This window comes from Brevibacterium spongiae, assembly GCF_026168515.1.
GTDB classification, from domain to species: Bacteria; Actinomycetota; Actinomycetes; order Actinomycetales; family Brevibacteriaceae; genus Brevibacterium; species Brevibacterium spongiae.
Map to the genome: position 1 here is coordinate 3,573,226 of NZ_CP093443.1, position 22,673 is coordinate 3,595,898.

19 protein-coding genes and 1 tRNA gene are annotated in these 22,673 nt (G+C 64.7%); 10 read left to right on the plus strand and 10 right to left on the minus strand.

Going from position 1 to position 22,673, the window contains the following annotated elements:
- Nucleotides 1-107: 107 nt before the first annotated feature.
- From L1F31_RS16125 to L1F31_RS16145, 5 genes are all read left to right on the plus strand, one after another.
- A complete protein-coding gene (locus L1F31_RS16125) occupies nucleotides 108-1,022 on the plus strand; it encodes a sugar phosphate isomerase/epimerase family protein (RefSeq protein WP_265418248.1) in 915 nt (304 codons plus the stop codon).
- A gap of 102 nt (nucleotides 1,023-1,124) precedes the next feature.
- Nucleotides 1,125-2,153: a Gfo/Idh/MocA family protein gene (locus L1F31_RS16130; protein WP_265418249.1), complete on the plus strand. Its 1,029-nt coding sequence runs from the start codon at nucleotides 1,125-1,127 to the stop codon at nucleotides 2,151-2,153.
- Between the two features lie 80 nt (nucleotides 2,154-2,233).
- Nucleotides 2,234-3,118: a sugar phosphate isomerase/epimerase family protein gene (locus L1F31_RS16135; RefSeq protein ID WP_265418250.1), complete on the plus strand. Its 885-nt coding sequence runs from the start codon at nucleotides 2,234-2,236 to the stop codon at nucleotides 3,116-3,118.
- Between the two features lie 146 nt (nucleotides 3,119-3,264).
- Entirely contained in the window at nucleotides 3,265-4,680 is a 1,416-nt protein-coding gene (locus L1F31_RS16140; protein WP_265418251.1) for a sugar porter family MFS transporter, read from the plus strand.
- 146 nt (nucleotides 4,681-4,826) lie between these two features.
- Nucleotides 4,827-5,186 (plus strand): universal stress protein, encoded by a 360-nt coding sequence (locus tag L1F31_RS16145; RefSeq protein ID WP_265418252.1) that lies wholly within the window; start codon nucleotides 4,827-4,829, stop codon nucleotides 5,184-5,186.
- An 84-nt stretch (nucleotides 5,187-5,270) separates the two neighbouring features.
- On the opposite strand, the gene L1F31_RS16150 is transcribed toward L1F31_RS16145, so the two are convergent.
- A complete protein-coding gene (locus tag L1F31_RS16150) occupies nucleotides 5,271-5,984 on the minus strand; it encodes a hypothetical protein (protein ID WP_265418253.1) in 714 nt (237 codons plus the stop codon).
- A 111-nt stretch (nucleotides 5,985-6,095) separates the two neighbouring features.
- Nucleotides 6,096-6,168 (minus strand) — tRNA-Arg (locus tag L1F31_RS16155).
- A gap of 376 nt (nucleotides 6,169-6,544) precedes the next feature.
- Here L1F31_RS16155 and L1F31_RS16160 point away from each other — a divergent pair.
- A complete protein-coding gene (locus L1F31_RS16160) occupies nucleotides 6,545-8,377 on the plus strand; it encodes a phosphoenolpyruvate carboxykinase (GTP) (RefSeq protein WP_265418254.1) in 1,833 nt (610 codons plus the stop codon).
- Between the two features lie 147 nt (nucleotides 8,378-8,524).
- On the opposite strand, the gene L1F31_RS16165 is transcribed toward L1F31_RS16160, so the two are convergent.
- The 5 genes from L1F31_RS16165 to L1F31_RS16185 form a co-directional block, all read right to left on the minus strand.
- On the minus strand, nucleotides 8,525-9,187 hold the full coding sequence (locus tag L1F31_RS16165) for a hypothetical protein (protein WP_265418255.1): 663 nt from the start codon (nucleotides 9,185-9,187) through the stop codon (nucleotides 8,525-8,527).
- Nucleotides 9,188-9,501: 314 nt separating this feature from the next.
- Nucleotides 9,502-9,735 (minus strand): hypothetical protein, encoded by a 234-nt coding sequence (locus L1F31_RS16170; RefSeq protein ID WP_265418256.1) that lies wholly within the window; start codon nucleotides 9,733-9,735, stop codon nucleotides 9,502-9,504.
- Nucleotides 9,732-11,240: an inorganic phosphate transporter gene (locus L1F31_RS16175; RefSeq protein WP_265418257.1), complete on the minus strand. Its 1,509-nt coding sequence runs from the start codon at nucleotides 11,238-11,240 to the stop codon at nucleotides 9,732-9,734. Before L1F31_RS16175 ends, L1F31_RS16170 begins: the two co-directional genes overlap by 4 nt.
- Before the next feature lie 345 nt (nucleotides 11,241-11,585).
- A complete protein-coding gene (locus tag L1F31_RS16180) occupies nucleotides 11,586-13,031 on the minus strand; it encodes an aspartate aminotransferase family protein (RefSeq protein ID WP_265418258.1) in 1,446 nt (481 codons plus the stop codon).
- A 73-nt stretch (nucleotides 13,032-13,104) separates the two neighbouring features.
- Nucleotides 13,105-14,589, minus strand: coding sequence for a CoA-acylating methylmalonate-semialdehyde dehydrogenase (locus L1F31_RS16185; protein ID WP_265418259.1), 1,485 nt, complete (start codon nucleotides 14,587-14,589; stop codon nucleotides 13,105-13,107).
- A 111-nt stretch (nucleotides 14,590-14,700) separates the two neighbouring features.
- On the opposite strand from L1F31_RS16185, the gene L1F31_RS16190 reads away from it, so the two are divergent.
- A complete protein-coding gene (locus L1F31_RS16190) occupies nucleotides 14,701-16,398 on the plus strand; it encodes a PucR family transcriptional regulator (RefSeq protein ID WP_265418260.1) in 1,698 nt (565 codons plus the stop codon).
- Between the two features lie 61 nt (nucleotides 16,399-16,459).
- Here the strand turns inward: L1F31_RS16190 and L1F31_RS16195 are convergent, their stop codons facing one another.
- From L1F31_RS16195 to L1F31_RS16205, 3 genes are all read right to left on the minus strand, one after another.
- Nucleotides 16,460-17,851, minus strand: coding sequence for an alanine/glycine:cation symporter family protein (locus L1F31_RS16195; protein ID WP_265418261.1), 1,392 nt, complete (start codon nucleotides 17,849-17,851; stop codon nucleotides 16,460-16,462).
- 89 nt (nucleotides 17,852-17,940) lie between these two features.
- Nucleotides 17,941-18,384, minus strand: coding sequence for a universal stress protein (locus L1F31_RS16200; protein WP_265418262.1), 444 nt, complete (start codon nucleotides 18,382-18,384; stop codon nucleotides 17,941-17,943).
- A 496-nt stretch (nucleotides 18,385-18,880) separates the two neighbouring features.
- On the minus strand, nucleotides 18,881-19,918 hold the full coding sequence (locus L1F31_RS16205; RefSeq protein WP_265418263.1) for an Ldh family oxidoreductase: 1,038 nt from the start codon (nucleotides 19,916-19,918) through the stop codon (nucleotides 18,881-18,883).
- Nucleotides 19,919-20,176: 258 nt separating this feature from the next.
- Here L1F31_RS16205 and L1F31_RS16210 point away from each other — a divergent pair, with 258 nt between their 5' ends.
- Genes L1F31_RS16210 through L1F31_RS16220 form a run of 3 tightly spaced genes read left to right on the plus strand, consistent with a single transcriptional unit; the run spans nucleotide 20,177 to nucleotide 22,621 of the window.
- Nucleotides 20,177-21,019 (plus strand): substrate-binding periplasmic protein, encoded by an 843-nt coding sequence (locus tag L1F31_RS16210; protein WP_265418264.1) that lies wholly within the window; start codon nucleotides 20,177-20,179, stop codon nucleotides 21,017-21,019.
- A 25-nt stretch (nucleotides 21,020-21,044) separates the two neighbouring features.
- Complete coding sequence (locus L1F31_RS16215; protein WP_265418265.1) at nucleotides 21,045-21,776, plus strand: amino acid ABC transporter permease; 732 nt, start codon at nucleotides 21,045-21,047, stop codon at nucleotides 21,774-21,776.
- The gene (locus L1F31_RS16220; protein ID WP_265418266.1) at nucleotides 21,773-22,621 is read left to right on the plus strand and encodes an amino acid ABC transporter ATP-binding protein; all 849 of its coding nucleotides are present in this window, start codon (nucleotides 21,773-21,775) and stop codon (nucleotides 22,619-22,621) included. Before L1F31_RS16215 ends, L1F31_RS16220 begins: the two co-directional genes overlap by 4 nt.
- Nucleotides 22,622-22,673 lie beyond the last annotated feature (52 nt).

Below are 22,673 nucleotides of genomic sequence, written 5' to 3' on the forward strand. Positions count from 1 at the left end.
GGTCAGGACCGACTGGAGACGGCCCACCTGCCGGGTCCGACCGGCCACCGCAGACGCCCCTGACAGACGAACAACGCAACACCCGAACAACTCTGAGGATTCCGCTCATGACAACGCAGTCACTTCGCATCGGCACCGCACCCGACTCCTGGGGTGTGTGGCTGCCCGACCACCCCGGCCAGGTTCCCTGGCAGCGCTTCCTCGACGAGGTGGTCGAAGCCGGATACACCTGGATCGAACTCGGCCCGTACGGCTACCTGCCCACGGAGGCGAACCAGCTGCGGGAAGAGCTCGGCAGCCGCGGCCTCAAACTCTCCGGCGGAACGGTCTTCACCGGCTTCCACAAGACCGATGACCAGTTCGACCGAGCATGGAAGCAGGCCGAGGCAGTCGCGTCTCTGACCGCAGAGCTCGGCGGTGAGCACATCGTCGTCATCCCCGACCTGTGGCGTTCGGACACGACCGGTGAGGCTCTCGAGTCCCGCACGCTCGATTCCGATCAGTGGACGCGCATGGCCGCCGGCCACGACGCCCTCGGCAAGGCACTGTTTGAGGAGTTCGGCCTGCACCAGCAGTTCCACTCCCACGCCGACTCCCATGTGGGGACGCATTCGGAGGTCGAACGGTTCCTCGAACTCACCGATGAGCGCTTCACGAACCTCTGCCTCGACACCGGACACTTCTCCTACTACGGCGGGGACAACCTCAAGCTCATCCAGGACCACCCGTCCCGGATCGGCTACCTCCACCTCAAGCAGGTCGACCCGGTGAAGATCTTCGACGTCCTCAAATCCGACACCCCGTTCGGTGACGCGGTGGCGGACGGGATCATGGTCGAACCCGATCAGGGGATTCCGCCCCTCGACCCGATCATCGAAGCCGTCGCGGCCCTCGACCCGAACATCTTCGCGATCGTCGAACAGGACATGTTCGGCTGCAGCGTCGACGCTCCCTTCCCGATCGCTCAGCGCACGCTTGCGACCATCCTCGGCACCACCGAGGCCGCGGTCGTCGACCGCTGAACGCAGCCAGCTCAGCGCAGACCGCACCTCGGGCGCAGCCACTGCGAACCCCAGACACACAGACTTTCAGGTACACAGACTTTCAGACATGCAGGAGTGAGAATGACAGACACGGACCAGCCGCGAGACTTCAGAGTCGGAATCGTCGGCGCCGGCATGATGGGCGCCGACCACGTCAAGCGCATCACCTCGACGATCAGCGGAGCCAGGGTCTCAGCGATCGTCGACCCCGATGAGGCCAGGCGCGCCTCGGCGCTGGAGAACGCCCCCGGAGCCACGGGATACGCACGCATCGAAGACGCCCTCGACGCAGGCGCGGTCGACGGCGTCCTCATCGCCACTCCCGGATTCCTCCACGAACAGGTGCTCCTGCCCTGCCTCTCCGCAGGTCTGCCGATCCTCTGCGAGAAGCCGCTGACAACGGACCCCGAGTCCTCCTGGCGGGTCCTCGAGGCCGAACAGGCCACCGGGAAGCAGCTCATCCAGGTGGGATTCATGCGCCGCTTCGACCCCGAATACCGGCAGCTGCGCGACCTCGTCGCCTCCGAGCAGGCCGGTGAGCTGCTCATGCTCCGCTGCGCCCACCGCAATCCGGCGGTGCCTGATTCCTACCAGCAGGAGTCGCTCATCAATGACTCCGTCGTCCACGAATTCGATGTCGTACCGTGGCTGGCCGGATCCCCCATCGTCGGCCTCGAGGTCAAGCACGCCCGCCGCAATCGGCTGACCCCCGAACGCCTCAAGGAGCCGATCCTCGTACTCATGGAGCTCGAGAACGGAACGCTCGTCGACCTCGAGATGAACGTGAGCATCCAGTTCGGCTACCAGGTGACCACCGAGGCGGTCTTCGACTCCGGCATCGCCCGGATCGGGGAGTCCCACGGCCTGCAGCTGTGGCATCAGGGACGTTCCGGGTTGGCCGAGCACGCTGACTTCACCACCCGCTTCGCCACCGCTTACGACACCCAGGTGCAAGCCTGGGTCGACGCCGCCCGCGCGGGAACCATCGCCGGGCCCTCCGCGTGGGACGGGTACAAGGTGGCCGTGGCCTGCAAGGAGGGTGTCGCCTCACTGTTCGACGGCAAACCCCGCACCCTCGACATTCCCGACACCCCGGCTTTCTACGCCTGACCGCCGCCGCCCCCGACGGCATCGGCTCTCACGTTCACCGCTGACCGACCGCCCACCTCACTGGATCATCTGGAGCATTCATGAAGATCGCCTACGATCCCACGCCGCTGCACCATACGCACCGGCTCCTCGACTTCCCGGCCGCCACCGCGGACCTCGGCTTCGACCACCTGCAGCTGACCCCGCACCCGGACTTCGCCACCCATTTCCGGTATCCGAAGATGGATCGCGACCTCATCCGGCGGTTCAAACAGGCTGTCGAGGCGGCAGGCATCACGATCCCGGCGCTGCTGCCGGTGCAGCGGATCGCTTGGCCCGATGAGGCCAAGCGGGTGGCGGCGGTGAAGAACTTCCGCCGTGTCATCGAGATCGCCGTCGACCTCGACGTGCGCACTATCAACACCGAGTTCAGCGGGCGACCCGAGGCGTTCGAAGACTCCGAGGAGTCGTTCTACCGATCGATGGACGAGCTGCTGCCGGTCATCGAGAAGGAGGGACTGGCGCTGAACTTCGATCCGCATCCCGACGACTTCGTCGAGGACGGGCACGAGGCGTGGCGGGGGCTGCGCGGCCTCGATTCCGAGGCGATCGGCTTCGTCTACGTCGCCTCGCACACCTTCCACTACGGTGACTGCCTCGAGACCCTCGCCGACGAACTCGGCGAGCGTCTCCGTGCGGTCTATATCTCCGATGCCTTCGATCACCGGGCCTCACACGGGCTGCGGTACATCGCGAACCCGCCGACCACCTCGGCGAGGGTGCACCAGCACCTCAAGGCAGGAGACGGCGACGTCGACTTCGACGCGCTCTTCGCCACTGTGGCGCGGACGGGATTCCTCGACCGTGAGGACAGCCTCATCGTGTCCAACGTCTTCGCCGAGAACGAGAACAACGAGTCCGTCAGCCGCTTTCAGAAGAAGCGGATCGACGAACTCATCAGCGAACAGGGAGGTCGGAGCGGCTGAGAACCCAGCCTGAGCGCACCACCTGCACCACTACTGAATAGCCTTCCTCAACCGCACCGCCGCCAGGTGGTTCGGCTGCCCCGTCGCGCCGCATTTCAGCGGCAGCGACGCACCGATTGAGAATCATTCAAAGGAGAGTGAAAGCCATGAGCGGTCAAGTGAAATCGCTGGTGGATCTTCCGCCCGACACCAAGGGTCCGCACACCTCACGTCTGGGCATCATCGCCGTCGTCGCCACGTTCGGCGGCCTGCTGTTCGGCTACGACACCGGAGTCGTCAACGGCGCCCTCGAACCGCTGACGCACGACTTCGGGCTGACCCCGCGGACGGAAGGCCTCGTCGTCAGCTTCCTCACGATCGGTGCCGCCTTCGGCGCAGTCGTCGGCGGGCGGCTCTCCGACGCCTTCGGGCGACGCTCGAACATCATCCTGCTCGCCTGCTTCTTCATCGTCGGCACTCTTGCGTGCTCCCTGGCGCCGAACTGGCAGTTCCTGGCCGGGGCCCGATTCTTCCTCGGACTCGCCGTCGGTGCGGCTTCGACGACGGTGCCGGTCTACCTGGCCGAACTCGCTCCGTTTGAGAAGCGCGGCTCGCTCGTCACCCGCAATGAGGTGATGATCGTCGTCGGCCAGTTCGCGGCGTTCGTCATCAATGCGATCATCTTCAACGTCTGGGGCGAGCACGACGGCGTGTGGCGCTACATGCTCGCCGTTGCTGTGCTGCCGGCCATCGCGCTGCTCGTCGGCATGATCTTCCTGCCCGAGAGCCCCCGCTGGCTGATCTCGAAGAACCGCGACGGCCAGGCGCTCGAAGTCCTCAAGCAGGTCCGCTCCGACGAACGCGCCGAAGCCGAGATGAGAGAGGTCGAGCTGCTGGCCGAGCAGGAAGAAGTCGCCAAAACCGGCGGCGTCTCCGATCTGGCGTCGAAATGGGTCCTGCGGCTCGTCCTCATCGGCGTCGGCCTCGGAGTCGCCCAACAGCTGACCGGAATCAACTCGGTGATGTACTACGGCACTCAGCTGCTCACCGACGCCGGCTTCTCCGCCGACGCCGCGATCGTCGCGAACACCTTCAACGGACTCTTCTCCGTCCTCGGCGTCACCGTCGGCATCATGCTCATCAACCGTCTGCCACGGCGCTTCATGCTGCTCGGCGGATTCATCCTCACCAGCTCGTTCCACCTGCTCATCGGCCTCTCCGCCGTGTTCCTGCCCGAGGGCACCTTCAAGGCCTACGCGATCCTCGTGTTCGTCGTCCTCTTCGTCTTCTCGATGCAGGGAACGCTCGGACCGCTCGTGTGGCTCATGCTCGCCGAGATCTTCCCGCTGAAGATCCGCTCGTTCGCGATGGGCATCTGCGTCTTCGCCCTCTGGCTGGCCAATGCCGCAGTCGCCCAGTTCTTCCCGAGTGTGGTCAGCGGCCTCGGCATCGCGAACACGTTCTTCCTCTTCGCAGGGCTCGGCGTGCTGGCGCTGCTGTTCATCTTCTTCTTCGTCCCCGAGACCCGGAACAAGACTCTCGAGGACCTCGAAGCTGAGTTCCGCACGAAGTACGGTGAGTGACGTGACGAGTCCGTTTCAGTCCGGCCCACCGGCTCAGGCCGTCCTGCCGGGCAAGGTCACGCTGCCGCCGCACACGCCACCGTCCGCATCACACTCACCGTCCGCATCAGCGTCATCGTTCAACTTCTCCCGTGAAGGAGTCCATCATGTCGATCCTCGTCGCCGTCACTGACCGCGCGGAAGGCGCAGCGGCGGTCACCGCCGCGATCGCCGAAGCCAAGCTCTTCGACACCGATCTCGTCATTGTTCCGCTCGGCATCGCCGCGTCGTTCGACACCTCCGCGCTCGACGAGAGCGGAATCAGTTACTCCGTCGTCGCCCGCAAGGGACGCGGCGATCGCGATCCCGCCGAGGCGGTCCTCGACGAACTCGAAGAGCGCTCGGATGTCGACCGCCTCGTCATCGGGATGCGTCGCCGATCCCGCGTCGGAAAAATGCTCATCGGCTCGGTGAGTCAGAGGCTGCTCCTCGACTCCCCGGTCCCGGTCCTCGCCGTCAAAGACTGAGGTCACTCCGGCCTTCGTTCTGCCCGGCGGCTGCCTCCGTTTCCGCCGAATCGCGGCGACGCATCGTCGCCCCAGGCTGTCCGGCTACCTGACCCCGCCTCGACGGACGGGCGGGTGGCCGGGCAGCTGGCGGGCAGCATCCTCGGGGTTGCCCGTCAGTTCGACGACTCCGCGGTCAAGTGCCGCCTGCGCCACCTGTGGGTGCCCCGTCGCCGAGGCGGCCCGAGCGATGGCCTCGATCGCTCGCTGCGGGGGTTCCGTCCCCGTTCCCGCAAACCAGATCCACCGAGCGTCGATCGACCGCGGGATCGGGTCGAGCGCCAGTGTGAATCGTCTGCGCCCGCGCCGGGCGTCCTCGGCCGAACAGGCAACGAAGTGGACACCGTTCTTCGTCCACCACGATGCCCGCAGAGTCGACTGCGCTATCTGCCCCTGCAGTCCGACCTCCTTGAGATACCTGTTCGCCCCGGTGACCCCGGCAATGCTGCCGGGCGTGATCTGCTGAAAGGGGATGACGTAGGGACGAATGCCCGGAGCAATGGAGCCTACGAGGATCCCGAGTTCACAGACGATGAGCCGCTCACCCGAGAGATAGAGAAGGATCAACGCGAACATCGCTGCGAAGATGATGCCCGGAGCAATCGCGAGGACGAGCGTCTCCCCCGGGTTGATGAACGTCAGACCAGTAAAGAGCACCCAGCCGAGGACGAATGCTGTCACGGTCTTCGGCCCCGGGCGATCGGCGAAGACGTCGATGACCTCGCCGAGCTCCTCACGGTGACGACGGGCCTTTCTCATCGCAGAACTCAACAGAACCCAACCTTCGGATCAGCAATCAGAGAAGTCTCACTCGAGGCACGCAAAAAGTCCCTCACCGGCTATCCTGCCAGGTGAGGGACTTTCCTTCGGTGCGCCACGAGGGATTCGAACCCCCAACCTTCTGATCCGTAGTCAGATGCTCTATCCGTTGAGCTAGTGGCGCATGTCGCCCGGACTCTCGCCCTGCAACTCGAACAACTATACACACCAGTTTCACCCAAGCTCAAATCGCACCCACGTGCGCTTCGCCACATTCACGTGAAGGCGGGAAGCCGCCTCGGCGAACAGGGGATGAAATCGCAGATTTCAGTGCAGATTCCGACTGAAACAATACGTCTAAACTACGCAACAACACGTCATACGAAAGTTTCATTCACGTCAATGGTCATCTTCTTGTGACCCAATGCACATCTTCGAGTGACCGAAACCAGGGTTTTCAGCGCTTGCCCCCATCCTACGGTGGATGTGTACCACCCGCTCGACGGAACCAGCAGCCGCTTGAGACAAACCCCCGCAACCGAATGACCAGGAGACCACTCATGACTGTCCTCGACCATGATGTCGTCGCTGACCAGCTGAAGAACGCACCGACCGATAACGAATCGGTGCTCTCGTTCGTCGGCCGGATCGCCTCCCTCACCACCCCGGACGAGATCGTCTGGGTCGATGGTTCAGAGGAGCAGAAGAACCAGATCGCCGAGCAGCTCGTCGAAGCCGGCACCATCAGGCGAGTCAACGGCACCAAGGACTCCTACTATGCGGCATCCGACCCCGAGGACGTCGCCCGCGTCGAGGGTCGCACCTACATCTGCTCCGAAGAGGAGAAGGACGCAGGGCCGCTGAACAACTGGGTCGCTCCTGCAGAGATGAAGGAGACCCTGAACGGCCTGTTCGAGGGCTCCATGCGCGGACGCACCATGTACGTCATCCCCTTCGTCATGGGCCACGCCGAAGCGAATCAGCCGATGTTCGGCATCGAGGTCACCGACTCGGCGTACGTCGTCCTCTCCATGCTCGTCATGGCGCGCTCGGGCAAGTACGCCCTCGATGCGATCGAGGCCCAGGACGCGAAGTTCGTCGAGTGCGTGCACTCGGTCGGCGCTCCCCTGGAAGAGGGACAGGACGACGTCGCCTGGCCCTGCAACACCACCAAGTACATCACCCACTTCCCCGAAGAGCGCTCCATCTGGTCCTACGGATCCGGCTACGGCGGCAACGCTCTGCTCGGCAAGAAGTGCTACGCGCTGCGCATCGCCTCGGCGATCGCCCGCGACGAAGGCTGGCTGGCCGAGCACATGCTCATCCTCAAGCTGACGAACCCCGAAGGCGTCGTCAAGTACGTGGCCGCCGCGTTCCCGTCGGCCTGCGGCAAGACCAACCTCGCCATGATCGAACCCACCATCCCCGGTTGGAAGGCCGAGACCCTCGGTGACGACATCGCGTGGATGCGCTTCGGCGACGACGGCCAGCTCTACGCCGTCAACCCCGAGTTCGGCCTCTTCGGCGTGGCACCGGGCACCGGATACACCACGAACCCGACCGCGATGCGCGCCATCGAGGCCGGCGGCAACATCTTCACCAACGTCGCTCTGACCGACGACGGTGACGTGTGGTGGGAAGGCAAGACCGACGAGAAGCCGGCGCACCTCACCGACTGGAGGGGCAACGACTGGACTCCTGAGTCCGAGACCCCTGCCGCTCACCCGAACTCGCGCTTCTGCACCCCGATCGCGAACGTCCCGACGCTGGCTCCCGAGTGGACCAACCCGAACGGTGTGCCGATCTCGGCCATCCTCTTCGGCGGTCGCCGCAAGACCACGATGCCGCTGGTGACCGAGACCAAGGACTGGACGCACGGCGTGTTCATGGGTTCGGTGCTCTCCTCCGAGACCACTGCCGCCGCGACCGGCGCCGTCGGCGTCGTCCGCCGCGACCCGATGGCCATGCGTCCGTTCATCGGCTACAACGTCGGTGACTACCTGCAGCACTGGCTCGACATCGGCAACACCGAGGGTGCCCAGCTGCCGAAGATCTTCTACGTCAACTGGTTCCGCCGCGACGACGATAATTCGTTCCTGTGGCCCGGATTCTCCGAGAACTCCCGCGTCCTCAAGTGGGTCTTCGAACGCGTCACCGGCACCGCCGATGCTCAGGAGTCCCCGCTCGGCCTCACCCCGGTCGAAGGCGGCCTGGACACCGAAGGCCTCGACTTCACCGACGAGCAGATGCGCAAGGCTCTCGCAATCAAGCCCGAAGAGTGGGAGACCGAACTCGGTCTCATCGAAGAGTGGTACGCCGAGCTCGGCGATTCGGTCCCGACCGAACTGCGCGCTGAGGTCGACAACCTCCGCCAGCGCCTCGGCCTCGCCTGAGTCGTTCGCCTGGGGCCCCCGGCTGAGTCACTTGGCTGAGTTGCTCGGCTGAGTTGCCGACGGCCTGCACCGTCAGCTGAACGACAATCCCCCAACCGCCGCCGAGGTGGTTGGGGGATTGTCGTATTTCGCTGAGGGTGCGGGAACTCAGCAATGCGCCGTCTGTGCCCCGTGAACCTCAAGCAGAAACACCAACACATCACGCGGCCGCGCTTTGAGCTCTCTGAGGACACGGTAGGTGACCATCTCCGGCTTCCTGACGTTGCCGATCAGCGCGTTCTGATGAGCGGTCGCCCCGTGCGCAGTGATCGTCACGACCAGCGCGTCCGGAAGCGGATATTTCCTCCACTGGAACTCTCCCCCGATGTCGACGACGCCTGACCACGGGGCTGCGAACCGCCTGACGCGTCCGCCCGGCTTCCACCATGAGGATTCCACGCCCCGCCTCGACACGACGAACTGTGGTCGCACAAAGGGAACGACGAATGTCCACAACACCGCACCGAACCCGAAGAGCACCAAGGCGACGGCGAAGACCACAAGGAGGACGAAGACCAGCCATCCGCCGAAACCAGGGGACAGCGGGTTCCAGGTCGAGCCGGGGGTGACGACGAATGTGAGGATGATCGCCCCGACGAACAGCCAGCAGACGAGTGCGCCCATGAACGTCTTGAACAGGTTCGTTCGCAGCACGACGCGTCCATCGCGCCGCATCGCTGCATGCCATTGGTCGATGCGCCGGCGATCGGCCCTGGCGATCTCCTTCTGCAGATCGGCGGAACGCCGAGAATTGTGCGGTGGAGTTCTCACAGGACGAGTCTAGGTCGAGTCCGTCGGTTGCCCATCAGTCGCGTCGCGCGGCTCTTCTGCCCGAATCGCCCCGGCGCAGACTCATGGGTGTCCCGCACCGTCAGCAGCACCCGGCATCCCACACCTTTAGAAGCGCCAAGCATCCCGCACCTTTAGCGACGCTTCAGACCGTCAGCCGCACAACATCCCTGCGACCGCAAAACACACCGGTGCAATGGTACGAATTGCGGCGGAGGGTGCGCAATGCGAACTCCCGCCATCCAGTGGCCACCGAAGAGCCGGCCTCCTCCGAAACGTCGGCCGCCGCGGAAGCGTCAGGCGCCGTGGAGTGCCGGAACGATGAGGTAGACGCCGAGGAGGACGACGAGCCCGCAGACGCCGAAGACAGCCCAGTAGCCGAGTCGGAGCAGAGCGTTGGCGTTGCCTTCAGCGGCCTGGTCGACGTGCACGGCACGCATGCGCACGGCCGCAGAGAAGAGAGTGATGACGACGACTGCCGACACCCAGGTCGCGACCGCGACAATGAGGAATGAGCTCCACTCGATCATTTGTTCTCCCCCTTGTCACCGGATTCTCGGACCCCGGACTGTGTCGCCTGATCCCTGGGTCCCAGACCCTGGTCCCCAGATCCTCTAGCCTGATCCCCGGATCCCAGACCCTGTTCTCCGGATCGCGCCGACTGCCCATCGACCTGTCCTGTCGAAGCATCGCCCTGTCCCGCTGAGGCACCGGCGGGTCCGGCCGACACACTCGCCGAGGATGAGCGTCGTGCATCGGATTCCGAGGCCTTCCGCTCGTGCGAGGGTCGACGTTCCTGCTTGGCCCGCTGCTTCTCGTCCCAGGCCTCACGACGAGCGGCACGCTTCGCTTCGGCGCGCTTGCGGTTGCGATCCTTGCGCAGCTTGCGCTTGCGGCCGCGGATGTTGACGGCTTCGCCGACGGTGTCGAAGTTCGAGATCTCGGTCTCTTCGACCTGTCGTGAGCTGAGGTAGATCCAGAGGACCGCGACGACCGCGACGGCCGTATCGATGAGGACGCCGACCACTCCGAAGTGGGCGATGCCCGCCGCAGCGGCGCCGACGATGGCGGCAGCCGGAATAGTCAGCAGCCAGCCGGAGGCGATGCGCCCGGCCGTCGACCACTGGACGTCGGCTCCCTTCCGGCCCAGTCCGGAGCCGAGCACCGATCCAGAGGCGACCTGCGTGGTCGAGAGTGCGAAGCCGAGGTGGGACGAAGCGAGGATGGCCGCGGCCGTCGAGGTCTCAGCGGACAGCCCCTGGGCGGGCTTGACGGTGGTGAGCTTCGTGCCCAGGGTGTCGATGATCCGCCAGCCGCCGACATAGGTGCCCAGCGCAATCGCCAGGGCACAGGCCGTGATGACCCAGATGTGCGGGCCGGTGCCGTGTTCCTGCAGATTCGCTGAGACGAGAACGAGGGTGATCACGCCCATCGTCTTCTGCGCATCGTTCGTGCCGTGCGCCAGAGCCACGAGGGACGATGAGAAGATCTGCCCGTACTTGAACGGGGCACGGTGCGCGGTCTTGCCGTCGTCATTGCGTCGGGTGATCGAATACGCCAACTTCGTGCACAGATAGGCGCTGACGCCCGCGATGATCGGGGCAGCCAGCGCCGGGAGGACGACCTTGGAGAGGAAGACTCCGAAGTCGACGGAGTTGAGTCCCTCACCGACGATTGCCGCACCGATGAGGCCGCCGAAGAGTGCGTGGGACGAAGACGATGGAAGGCCGAAGCGCCAGGTCGCCATGTTCCAGATGATGGCGCCGATGAGGCCGGCGAGGATGAAGTCGGGAGTGATCTGCACTCCCCCGCCGCCTTCTTTGATGATGCCGCCGGAGATGGTCTTGGCCACCTCGGTGGAGAGGAAGGCGCCGACGAGGTTGAGGATCGCGGCGAGCGTGACCGCCGTCTTCGGTTTGATGGCCCCGGTCGCGATCGGGGTGGCCATGGCATTGGCCGTATCGTGAAAGCCATTGGTGAAGTCGAAGAACAGTGCCAGTGCGATGACGAGCACGACGACGAAGATGATTTCCACTAATCGACCTTGGGTGTAGACACTATTCGGACCGTGGATGATGCAGCTGACGGCCAGCCATCACTATCCCGCAGAAGTCTACCCACAGATTCAACTGCTCTTCACCCGCAATTCGACCCTACTCCACCTCATTCACCTTTTGTTCACTTTTGACGTGCGCAAACGGGCCCCGCCCGGGAATGAATGCAATAGCACTCACATTCCGAACGGGGCCCGAACACAGCAATCCCCTCGCCGAGGCGGCGCTCCACCTCCCGCAGTCATCCGCGGAAACCGCGGCCGATCGATCCGCGGAAACCGCGGCGTGACCTCGCCGAGGCAGCGCCTCCTTCAAACGCGTCGAATCTACTCTTCGACGTACCGATCCGCGACCTCGAGCGCCCGATCCAGGGCGGCGAGCCCGAAGCGGACGTCGTCGTCAGGGGTGTTGAGCGGCGGCACGACGTGGATCCGGTTGAAGTTCGCGAACGGCAGCACGCCTTCGGCCTTGAGCGCTGCGATGACCTCGTTCATCTCCGGCGAGCTGCCTCCGTAGGCGGCCAGCGGCTCCTTCGTCGTCCGGTTCTTCACGAGTTCGACGGCCCAGAAGCAGCCCATTCCGCGCACATCTCCGACCGAAGGGTGACGCTCTGCGATCTCGCGCAGCCCCGGTCCGATGATGTCCTCGCCGAGGCGGTCGGCATTGGCCACCATTCCTTCGGTCTCCATCGCGGTGATCGTCGCAACCGCTGCCGCGCAGGCGAGCGGATGCCCCGAATAGGTCAGTCCGCCCGGGTAGGCCCGGTCGCGGAAGGTCTCGAAGATCGCTTCGGAGATCGCGACTCCGCCGAGCGGAACGTATCCGGAGTTCACCCCCTTGGCGAAGGTGATGAGGTCAGGGGTCACGTCCCAGTGGTCGCCGGCGAACCAGGCACCGGTGCGACCGAAACCGGCCATCACCTCATCGGCGATGAAGACGATCCCATACTTCGCCGTCAGCTCGCGCACACCGGCGAGGTACCCGGCCGGCGGGGCGTAGATCCCCGCGGTGCCCGGCACGGTCTCGAGGATGAGCGCCGCGATGTTGCCAGGGCCTTCGAGCGTGATCATGTCCTCGAGGTGGGCCAGCGCCCGCTGCGTCTCCTCATCCTCGGACGTCGAATTGAAGTACGACCGGTAGGGATAGGCGGGCATGAAGTGGACGATGCCCTCAGCGGAGTAGTCGTTGGCGAACCTGCGCGGGTCACCGGTGACGTTGACGGCCAGCTGAGTGCCGCCGTGGTAGCTGCGATAGGCCGAGAGCACCTTCGTCCGCCCCGTATGCAGGCGGGCCATCCGGATTGCGTGCTCATTGGCGTCGGCTCCGCCGTTGGTGAAGAACACGTGGTCGAGGTCGCCCGGCGTACGTTCGGCGATGAGCCTGGCCGCCTCGGAACGAGCGTCGTTGACGTGCTGCGGAGCGATCGTGCACAGCTTGCCCGCCTGCTCCTGGATGGCCGCGACGACGCCCGGATGCTGGTGTCCGATATTCGTGTTCACCAGCTGCGACGACATATCGAGCAGCTTCCGGCCCTCACCGTCCCAGACATAGGGGCCGGCGGCGTCGACGATCGTCATCGGGTCGAACGGACCCTGCGCCTGCCAGGAATGGAAGACATGGGCGCGGTCGAGTTCATAGGCACGCCTGCCGGCCTCGATCCGGTCGGCGTCGATCCCGCCCGCAGCGATCCGCTGCGAGTCGGTGCGTTCGGTGCCCGCGCCGTCAGCGTCGAGGTGCGATTGCGTGAGCGGGGAATCCGCGGTGGTGGTCATGGCTGCTCCTTCGCCGAGGTGGTTCGTCGTTGTGTGCTCATGTGTCCTGATCAGGGGCTCCGACCGGACCGATTCAGTCGTTGGTCGGGAAGCCGAGGTTGAGTCCGCCGTGGCTGGGGTCGAGCCAGCGGGAGGTCACGACCTTGCCGCGGGTGAAGAAGTGGACTCCTTCGTCTCCGTAGGCGTGGGTGTCGCCGAACAGCGAGTTCTTCCACCCGCCGAAGGAGTAGTAGCCGACGGGCACGGGGATCGGCACGTTGATGCCGACCAAGCCGACTTCCACCTCGTTCTCATATCGGCGGGCGGCGCCTCCGTCATTGGTGAAGATCGCGGTGCCGTTGCCGTACGGGTTGGCGTTGATGAGGTCGAGTCCTTCGTCGTAGCCGGGGACGCGGACGACGGCGAGCACGGGTCCGAAGATCTCGTCGGTGTAGATCGACATCTCGGGTGTGACGTGGTCGAAGAGGGTCGGGTTGAGGAAGAATCCCTCAGCCGGGGTGCCTTCGCGGCCGTCGAGGACGACGGCGGCCCCCGCCTCGGCGCCGGCATCGATGTAGCCTGCGACCTTGTCACGGTGGGCGGCGGTGACGAGCGGCCCCATATCGGGTTCGGTCGCGCCGTCCCCGACGCGCAGGGTGCGGGTGCGCTCGGCGATCTTCGCAACGAGCTCATCGGCGATCGATTCGACGGCGACGACCACGGAGATCGCCATGCACCGTTCACCGGCGGCACCGTATCCGGCGTTGACCGCGGCATCGGCGGCGAGGTCGAGATCGGCATCGGGCAGGACCAGCATGTGGTTCTTCGCCCCGCCGAGCGCCTGGACGCGCTTGCCGGCGGCGGTGCCGTTCTCGTAGACGTACTTCGCGATCGGGGTCGATCCGACGAAGGACACCGAGGCGACCTGGGGGCTCTCAAGGATCGTGTCGACTGCTTCCTTGTCACCGTGGACGACGTTGAAGACGCCGTCGGGCAACCCCGCTTCCTTCCACAGTTCGGCGATCCAGTTCGCCGCCGTCGGATCCTTCTCCGAAGGCTTGAGCACGACGGTGTTACCGGCGGCGATGGCGACGGGGAAGAACCACATCGGCACCATGGCGGGGAAGTTGAAGGGCGAGATGATCGCGGAGACACCGAGCGGCTGACGCAGCGAGTGGACGTCGATCTTCGTCGAGGCGTTCTCGGTATGGCCGCCGCGGAGGTGGCCGGCGATGCCGCAGGCGAATTCCACGACCTCCTGACCGCGGGCGACTTCGCCGAGGGCGTCAGAGACGACCTTGCCGTGCTCGGCGGTGATGATCTCGGCCAGCTCCTGCTTGCGCGCATTGAGCAGCTCGCGGAAGGCGAACATGACGGAAGTCCGGCGAGCCAGCGAGGTGTCGCGCCAGGCGGGGAACGCCTCGGCGGCGGCTGCGATGGCGGATTCGACGGTGGCCTGCGAAGCCAGCGGAACCTGACCTGTGACCTTTCCGGTGGCGGGATTCGTGATGTCGCCGAGGCGGCCGTCGGCCTCGGCGGGAACGTCGCGTCCGTTGATCCAGTGGGAGATGGTGGGCATTGAATGTCCTTCGTCGTCGATGGTTCTGCTGGTTCCATCCTCAGCCCCGCCCACCCGATCCTGGAAGTAGCAAACTGTCAAGAATTTCCGCTGTCGATTTACACTGTGTCAATGAACTCATCGACTCAGTCAGGCACGGGATCGCTGAGCATCGCCGGGCTGCTCGAATTCGCGGAGATCTCCCGCGCGGCACCGACGGTCCTCGCCGGTGCCGAGGAGCTGGCACGGACCATCCGCTGGGTCCACATCGCCGATTCCGAGCACGTCGAACGCTTCCTCGAAGGCGGGGAGCTCGTGCTCACAACGGCCACGACCTTCCGTCGCTCGCCGGAGGCGATGGCTGAGTTCTTCGACCAGTTGGAGCGGGCCGGCGCGGCCGGAACGATCGTCGAGCTCGTCGATGCCGATTCCGCCCCCGATGCGGAGGCCGAAGCTGTCGTCCGGGCGGCCGCCGCGGGGCGCAGCCTGCCCGTCGTCGTCCTTGCACAGCGGGTCAAATTCGTCAGGATCACAGAGCTCGCTCACCGGCATCTTCTGGCACAGCAGATCTCTCAGCTCGAACACGCGCAGGAGATCCATGAGACGTACACGCAGCTGAGCCTCGATCGGGCGGGAGCACAGACGATCGTCGACCGCACGGCAGAGCTGCTGGGAACGGCCGTTGTCCTCGAGGACGTTGCGCATCGAGTTCTCGCGCACTCCGGCAGCGGATCGCAGGCGTTGGCGCAGAAGTGGATGGACCTTGTCACCGGAGCGGCCACGGCACCCGGTGTCGAGAATTCGGCGAAGTGGCGGCAGACCCCGGTCGGTCTGCGCACCCGCAGGTGGGGGCGCCTCGTTGTGCCGGGAGCCGCCGAGTCGGTCGCCGCACTCGATCAGATCATCGAACGCGCCGGAGAGGCGCTGACCCTGACCCGTATGGCCGACCGTGACGAACAGGACCTGCTGCTGCAGGCTCAGAGCGGTCTGATCAGGGAGATCACGGACTCCGAAGGGCTTGATGAGCGTGCGGCGCTGGAACGCGCCAGGTCTCTCGGGTTCGCACCCGCTGCGGGCGCCGAGCTGTTACCGGTCGTCGTCCGGATCGACCGGGAGCCCGACACCGATCCGACTCGAGTGCAGCTGCAGGAGCGCGGCCTGACGCAGGAGATCGCCTCTGTCGCAGCGCGTCTGAACCAGTGCCTGCTCATGACGAGCCTGCAGTCGGGTTCGTTCGGGTTCGTCCTGGCGCCGGCTCATGGGAGCAGCCGACGAGTGCCCCGCAGCGACGACGCCGATGACCGTCTCAGCCGGATACTCGGCGAACTCGAGGGATATGCGGCGAGCTGGGTCGTCGGGGTCGGACGGAGCAGCACCTCGCTGCTGCGCGCAGTCGCGGGCCTTGAGTCCGCCTCCCATGTCGCCGAGGTCGCGTCGACTCTCGATGTCCGTGAGCGCTCGTTCTATCGATCGTCGAACGTCCGCATCCGCGGGCTGCTGTCTCTGCTCGCCGAGGACTCGCGGCTCCGCGCCTTCGCGGAGGGCGAGCTCGGACCGTTGCTCGGTGACACGAGCAGTGGTGTCGGGCGCCGGGACGGGGTCCCGAATTCCCCCTCGGAGTCCGCAGACGGGGAACTGCTCGAGTTCCTCGAGCTCTACCTGGCCCACGGAGGGAACAAATCGGCGATGGCGCGGGCCGGACATCTGTCCCGGCCCGCGCTCTACGCACGGATCACGCGGCTGCAGGACCGCCTCGGCGTCTCACTCGATGATGCGGAGTCGCGCACGGCTCTGCATGTGGCGCTGCTGTGGTGGCGGATGCACGGCTGAGGTCCGAGCCGTTCTGCCGGATCGACGACCCCGAACTGCACCCGCCGGCTCAGTCGGATGCTCAGGCGACTCGCGCATACTCCCCTGCCCGCAGCTTCTGCCAGTAGTCGTCGAAGTCTCCGCGGATGACCTTCGCGAGAAGGTAGAGTCCGATGCCGTTGCAGATGGCAGGCAGGAAGAACACCGAATCGGTGAAGATGATGACCGGTCCCAATGACACCGATGCTCCGATGACGGTGAAGCAGAGGAAGACGATCTTGTAGACGTTCTCTGCGGACTTCCGGTCGCCGAAGAGGTAGCCGAAGCCCTTCATGCCGTAGAAGGTGTTGCTGAGCACCGTGGAGAAGGCGAAGAGGACCACGGCGACGGCCAACACGTACGGGAACCAGTCGGCAACGGTGGCGAACGACTGAGAAGTCAGAGTCACGCCGCTGACGGTGTCGGGGTCGGAGACCTTCCAGACTCCGGTGATGACGACGACGAGTGAGGTCATCGTGCACACGATCACGGTGTCGACGAAGGGTTCGAGCGAGGCGACGAAGCCTTCGGTCTGCGGTCGGTTCGTCCGCACGGTCGAGTGTGCGATAGGAGCATCGCCGACACCGGCAGAATTCGAGTACGCCGCGCGCTGGAAGCCGACGATGAGAGACCCGATGACGCCGCCGGCAACGCCCTGCGGGTTGAAGGCTCCGCTGAGGATCTCGCCGATGGCCTGCGGGATCGCGGTGAAGTTCGCGGCGAGGACGATGAGGCAGCCGACGATGTAGAGGATCGCCATCGCGGGGACGAGGACGCCTGTGACCTTGGCCAGAGACTGGATGCCGCCGATGATGACGAGTCCCGTGATGACGGCTAGGATCACCCCGAGCAGCCAGCGGTTGTCCGACAGCCACGTGCCGAAACTTCCGTCACCAGAGACCTCGACGAGTTGGGCAACGGCCTGATTCGTCTGGAAGGCGTTGGTGCCCAGCGCCGCAAGCATCATGAAGAACGCCCACAACGCGGCGAGGACCTTACCCAGTCTGGCCTTGCCGATTTCAGCCAAGCCGTCGCGCAGGTAGTACATCGGCCCGCCCGAGGTCGTTCCATCGGCATGGACGCGACGGTACTTGACCGCCAGAAAGCATTCGGCCATCTTCGTCGACATAGCGAAGAAGCCTGCGACGATGAGCCAGAAGGCGGCGCCGGGTCCGCCGATGCTGATTGCCACAGCGACTCCGGCGATGTTGCCCAGCCCCACGGTCGAGGACAGGGCGGTGGCCAGGGCCTGGAAGTGGCTGACTTCGCCGACGGCGTCGGCAGTGGTGAAGCGCCCGCGGACAAGATCGATGGCGTGCTTCATCCCGCGGACGTTGAGGAACTTCAGCCACAGGGTGAAGAAGACGCCGAGCGTCACGAGCCACAGCACGATGATGGGGACTTCGGTGCCGAAGATCGGCAGCGGGAAGAACACGACGGATTCGACCGCCTCGGCGAAGGGCTGGAAATGCTATTCGAGGAAAGCGTCGATCCCCGCACCGGGGGCGGCGGATGCCTGGATGCTCATGGGACAACCACCACCGGCACGGGAGCGTGGCGCACGAGGCGGTCGACCGTTGATCCGAAGATCGCATTGCGCAGGTGGGATTCGCCCGTGCGAGCGACGACGATCATGTCGTAGTCCCCGCTCTGCCCCAGGTCCGCGAGCACCTCTGACGGTCGCCCGTGCAGGACCTTGGAGACGAGTTCGATCTTGTCCAGGTGCCCCTCGGACTCGGCCCAGTCGGTGATCGGGTCGAGGGTCTCGGCCTTGGCACGGTCTCGTTCGAGGACCACCTGCCCGGCGCGTGATTCGTTCTCGACAGTGGTCGGGAAGGCGAACTTCGACCAGTAGACGACATGGGCGATGGCGACTCTGCCTCCGGTCAGTGCTGCACGCTCGATGGCGAACCTCGCCGCTCTGACTGAATCCTGACTGTGGTCGATGCCGACCAATAGCGATTCCATGCTCACTCCCTGTCTCTTCGTCGAACACCGACGCCGAGCAGCTTCGCCCCGGCGTCCAGGTCAAGGAACCGATAGACAGTTTGTCATACAATCAATGGAGTGACCAGAGGATGAAGCGAAATGGAGGAATCACCCAGCGTCCGCCCGAGATTCACCAAGACACACGGGAACTCAGAGAAATACAGGCATGACACGACCAGGCATCCAGACAGGAGGGGCCAGGTGACAGGAAGCGCAGCCAGATCTCTGCACTGTCAGACGCCTCTCGATTGTCCGACAACGATTGGCTGGATCAATCAGCCATGTGAAGCGGATACTGCGGCTTCAGAGCAGGAGTCGGGCACTGCAGGCACAGACAGAGCAGGCATCCTGCGACCCCGCGAACTCGACTCGACTTCGGCCGCAGCGCAGGCCGAAACACGAGCCTGCAGCGCAAGTACCGCCGCGGCACATGACGCGCCGAGAACATGCAGCGCGAGCGCGGCCGCGGCGCAGTTCAGTCGAGGAGGGAGCGGATCGTGTCGGTGATGGGGATGCCGCGTTCGGCCGCCTCGGCGCGGTTGGCATAGCGACGATCGCCGGGCTGACGATCCATGCCGGCGTCGCGGAGCATATCAACGAATTCGCGAACCCGCCCCAGATAGGCGTCGTTTCCGCCGCGTTCGGGATCGATGACGATGAAGAGCTGGCCGGTGCGGAATGTGTGCGCACCCTCGGGGGCCTCGGCGTCGATCTCATAGGTGAAGGCACCGCCGGTCAGGCCGGCCGCCAGCGTTTCGATCATGAATGACAGCAGCGCGCCCTTATGTCCGCCGATGGGGCGGATGCCGCCGCCGTCGAGGATGGCGTTCGGATCCGTGGTATCCGCACCGGTCGAGTCGACCCCGGTGCCGACGGGAACCTCTTTGCCTTCCGCGCGCAGCAGCTGCAGGTCCCCATGGGACATCGACGAGGTGGAGAAGTCGAAGACCACTGGATCCGCATCGGCGACGGGGGTCGCGAAGCCGAAGGGGTTCGTGCTGAAGACCGGCCGTGTCGCTCCCTCGGGGACGACGGCGAGCTTGCCGCTGGCGATCATCCCCATCGCCACCCGCCCCTCGCGGGCGAAGGACTCCAGATCGGGCCACAGGGCGCTGAAGTGGTGGGAGTTGCGCAGGGCGATGACCGCAACGCCGGTATCGCCCAGCGCCTGGTCGATCTCCGGCCGCGCCTGGGCCAGGGCGGGCTGGGCGAAGCCGTTGCGCCCATCGATGCGGATATAGGAGGGACCGGCGACGTCGACGCTCGCCTCCGCGACGCCATCCGCCCAGCCGCGCGTCAGCGAGTCGAGGTAGCCGGCCACCCGGAAGACTCCGTGGCTGAGAGTGCCGTCTCGTTCGCAGGTGGCGCAGTTGGCTGCCAGCACCTTCGCGACCGACGGCGAGGCGCCCGCGGCGGTGAGTCTGGATTCGATGGCCGCGACGAGGTCGTCAAACGAGATCCGGTCATCGCCCGAGACTCCCCTGGCCGAGCCGTCCACTGCGCTCGCATTCATTCAAGCGCCCCTCCCACGTCACCACACGTGACGTTGATTGTCTGACAAATTACCGCCATATTGAGAGCGGCACCCTCAATGTAACTGTTCTGCGTCAAATTGTCCCACATGTGTCGCAAATCACGAACAGCCGCTATAGAGTGAATTGTATGACACTTGACGGTCAGAGGTGTCGCTTCGCACCGACGCGAAGTCCCGTCGATACATCCGGCACCCTGGTCCGATGACCGTACCGGGGCATGACAAAGAGAGACAACGATGTCCAAAACCAGTCAGATCATCATCGCCATCGTCGGGGTTATAGTCCTCGCGCTCGCCGGTGGCTACTTCGGAGCCGGCTTCCGCTCCGGTTCCGGAGCCGGTGGCACCGAAAACGGTGCGTGGATCCAGAAGATCAAAGACCAGGGCGAGCTGCGGGTCGGCATCGCCTCGGCACCGCCGATGACCGGTGAGCAGAAAGACGGGAAGATGGGCGGTCCCAACGTCCTGCCGCTGCAGAATCTCGCCAAGGAGATGGGTGTGAAATTCACTCCGGTGGCAGCCGAGTGGTCGAAGATGGTCTCTGGTCTCCAAGCCGATCGCTTCGACGTCGGCGCCTACCTCGACGCCACCTCGGAGAGGTCGCTGGCCATTCAGTTCACCGATCCGGTCTACACCTATGAGGGGGTGTGGATCGTCAAGGCCGACTCCGGTCTCAAATCCACCGAAGACATCGTGGATTCGGGCAAGGGCGTCGCCGTGGCCACCGGCACCTCGTACGAGCGACGGGTCGAGGACCTCAAGGTCGACATCGTCAATGCCGAGGCGATCCCGCAGTCGATCAGCGCGATGGAGGCCGGGCGTGCGGTTGCGGCATTCGGCGATCTCCCGACTCTCGCCGACGCCGCCCAGAAGAACAAGTCCCTGAAGATCGTGCGTCCCAAGCCGGTCATCTTCAAGAGCGACTCGAACTACGGGGTCAGCCCTGACATCGACAGCCGATCGCTGCAGGTGATCAACATTGCGATCCAGAATGCGAAGAACGACGGCTCCTTCCAAGCCGCTCTCGACAAGGCCGGCGTTGTGGACCCCAACGAACTCGGCGATCTCGAGATGAAGTGATGAAGAGGTTCGACGAGGAGTCACAATGAACTATCAATTCGACTGGTCTGTCGTCACCAACAACTTCCCTCGGCTGCTCGAGGGGCTTGTGCTCACCCTGGAGATCGCAGTCATCGTCATCGCGCTGAGTATGATCCTGGCGATCCCGGTGGCATTCCTGCGGATGTCGAACATCGAAGTGGTCCGCTGGCTGGCTCAGCTCTACATCGAAATCTTCCGCTGTACGCCGCTGCTCGTCCAGCTGTTCTGGGTCTACTACGCCCTTCCGACACTGACGGGCATCACCATCCCCGGTACGATCTCAGCCGTCATCGCCCTCACCCTCAACCTCACCGCTTTCATGGCCGAGGCCTATCGAAGCGGATTCCAGGCGGTGCCGCCTGAACAGGTCGAGGCGGGTAAGATGCTCCGGCTCTCCAGGTTCCAGCAGATTCGGTACATCATCGTGCCGCAGGCACTCAAACAGCAGCTGCCGGTGATCCTCTCGCTCAACATCTCGCTGTTCAAGGACACGGCCCTGGTCTCGACCATCGCCGTCGCCGATCTCATGTTCACGGCGAACAAGATCTCGACCGAGTCGTACCGGGCACTCGAGATCCTCACCGTGGCGGCGCTGATGTACTTCCTCATCGCGTTCCCGGCATCGCTCATCCTCAGCAAGATCGAACGGAATCTCATGGTCGGAAGCAGCGTCAGGAAGAAGAAGGGACTTGCAGTGCAGATGATGCCCGGCGGGAAAGTGAAGGTGAAGCCATGAATGAAGTCGCACCTGCGAATGCGGGTTCTACCCAGGCCGACGACGGCCAGACGAACGCCGCTCGCGCACATGCGGGAAGAGCGATCTCGGCGAACATCGGCGATGTGCTCGTCTCCTGCCGCGGTCTGCGCAAGAGCTTCGGCGATCGGGAGGTGATGAAGAGCATCGACTTCGATATGCGAGCGGGCGACATCACCGTCATCATCGGCCGTTCGGGTTCGGGGAAGTCGACTCTGCTGCGCGCGATCGCCGGCCTGACGGATCCGGACGACGGCGAGATGACATTCGACGGCGAGGTGGTCTTCTCAGAGCAGAAGCGGACACCAGCATGGAAGCAGGTCGACTCCCATGTGGGAATGATCTTCCAGAGCTACACATTGTGGCCCCATATGGACGTGCTCAAGAACCTCACGCTGGCGCCGAGGAAGCGACTCGGCATGTCCGAGAGCGAATCTCTCGAACGCGCCAAGAAGGCACTTGCCGAGGTGGGGATGTCCGATCACATCCGGTCGAAGCCCGTCCAGCTCTCCGGTGGTGAGCGCCAGCGTGTGGCGATCGCCAGGGCGCTGATGATGCAGCCGAAGCTGCTGCTCTGTGACGAGATCACCTCGGCGCTCGATCCGCCGGTCGCCGCCGAGGTCCTCGACGTCCTCCGCCGGCTCAAGGAAGAAGAAGGCATCGCCGTCGCGCTCGTCACCCACGACATGGCCTTCGCCTCGAAGGCCGCTGATCGTGTGGTGTTCTTCCATGAAGGGGAGATCGCGGTGAATGCGACGCCGGACGACGCTTTCAACCACACCGAAGACCCCGAACTGAAGAAGTTCGTCGAAGCGGTGCGGTTCTGACCCACAGCATGGGGCCCCGGGACCGATCGGTCCCGGGGCCTCATGTGTGCCG

Excerpts from the sequence above, each read along its gene's own strand:
- L1F31_RS16125 (WP_265418248.1), top strand. The coding sequence starts at position 108 with ATGACAACGCAGTCACTTCGCATCGGCACCGCACCCGACTCCTGGGGT.
- L1F31_RS16130 (WP_265418249.1), top strand. The coding sequence starts at position 1,125 with ATGACAGACACGGACCAGCCGCGAGACTTCAGAGTCGGAATCGTCGGC.
- L1F31_RS16135 (WP_265418250.1), top strand. The coding sequence starts at position 2,234 with ATGAAGATCGCCTACGATCCCACGCCGCTGCACCATACGCACCGGCTC.
- L1F31_RS16140 (WP_265418251.1), top strand. The coding sequence starts at position 3,265 with ATGAGCGGTCAAGTGAAATCGCTGGTGGATCTTCCGCCCGACACCAAG.
- L1F31_RS16145 (WP_265418252.1), top strand. The coding sequence starts at position 4,827 with ATGTCGATCCTCGTCGCCGTCACTGACCGCGCGGAAGGCGCAGCGGCG.
- L1F31_RS16150 (WP_265418253.1), bottom strand. The coding sequence starts at position 5,984 with ATGAGAAAGGCCCGTCGTCACCGTGAGGAGCTCGGCGAGGTCATCGAC.
- L1F31_RS16160 (WP_265418254.1), top strand. The coding sequence starts at position 6,545 with ATGACTGTCCTCGACCATGATGTCGTCGCTGACCAGCTGAAGAACGCA.
- L1F31_RS16170 (WP_265418256.1), bottom strand. The coding sequence starts at position 9,735 with ATGATCGAGTGGAGCTCATTCCTCATTGTCGCGGTCGCGACCTGGGTG.
- L1F31_RS16180 (WP_265418258.1), bottom strand. The coding sequence starts at position 13,031 with ATGACCACCACCGCGGATTCCCCGCTCACGCAATCGCACCTCGACGCT.
- L1F31_RS16185 (WP_265418259.1), bottom strand. The coding sequence starts at position 14,589 with ATGCCCACCATCTCCCACTGGATCAACGGACGCGACGTTCCCGCCGAG.
- L1F31_RS16190 (WP_265418260.1), top strand. The coding sequence starts at position 14,701 with ATGAACTCATCGACTCAGTCAGGCACGGGATCGCTGAGCATCGCCGGG.
- L1F31_RS16200 (WP_265418262.1), bottom strand. The coding sequence starts at position 18,384 with ATGGAATCGCTATTGGTCGGCATCGACCACAGTCAGGATTCAGTCAGA.
- L1F31_RS16205 (WP_265418263.1), bottom strand. The coding sequence starts at position 19,918 with ATGAATGCGAGCGCAGTGGACGGCTCGGCCAGGGGAGTCTCGGGCGAT.
- L1F31_RS16210 (WP_265418264.1), top strand. The coding sequence starts at position 20,177 with ATGTCCAAAACCAGTCAGATCATCATCGCCATCGTCGGGGTTATAGTC.
- L1F31_RS16215 (WP_265418265.1), top strand. The coding sequence starts at position 21,045 with ATGAACTATCAATTCGACTGGTCTGTCGTCACCAACAACTTCCCTCGG.
- L1F31_RS16220 (WP_265418266.1), top strand. The coding sequence starts at position 21,773 with ATGAATGAAGTCGCACCTGCGAATGCGGGTTCTACCCAGGCCGACGAC.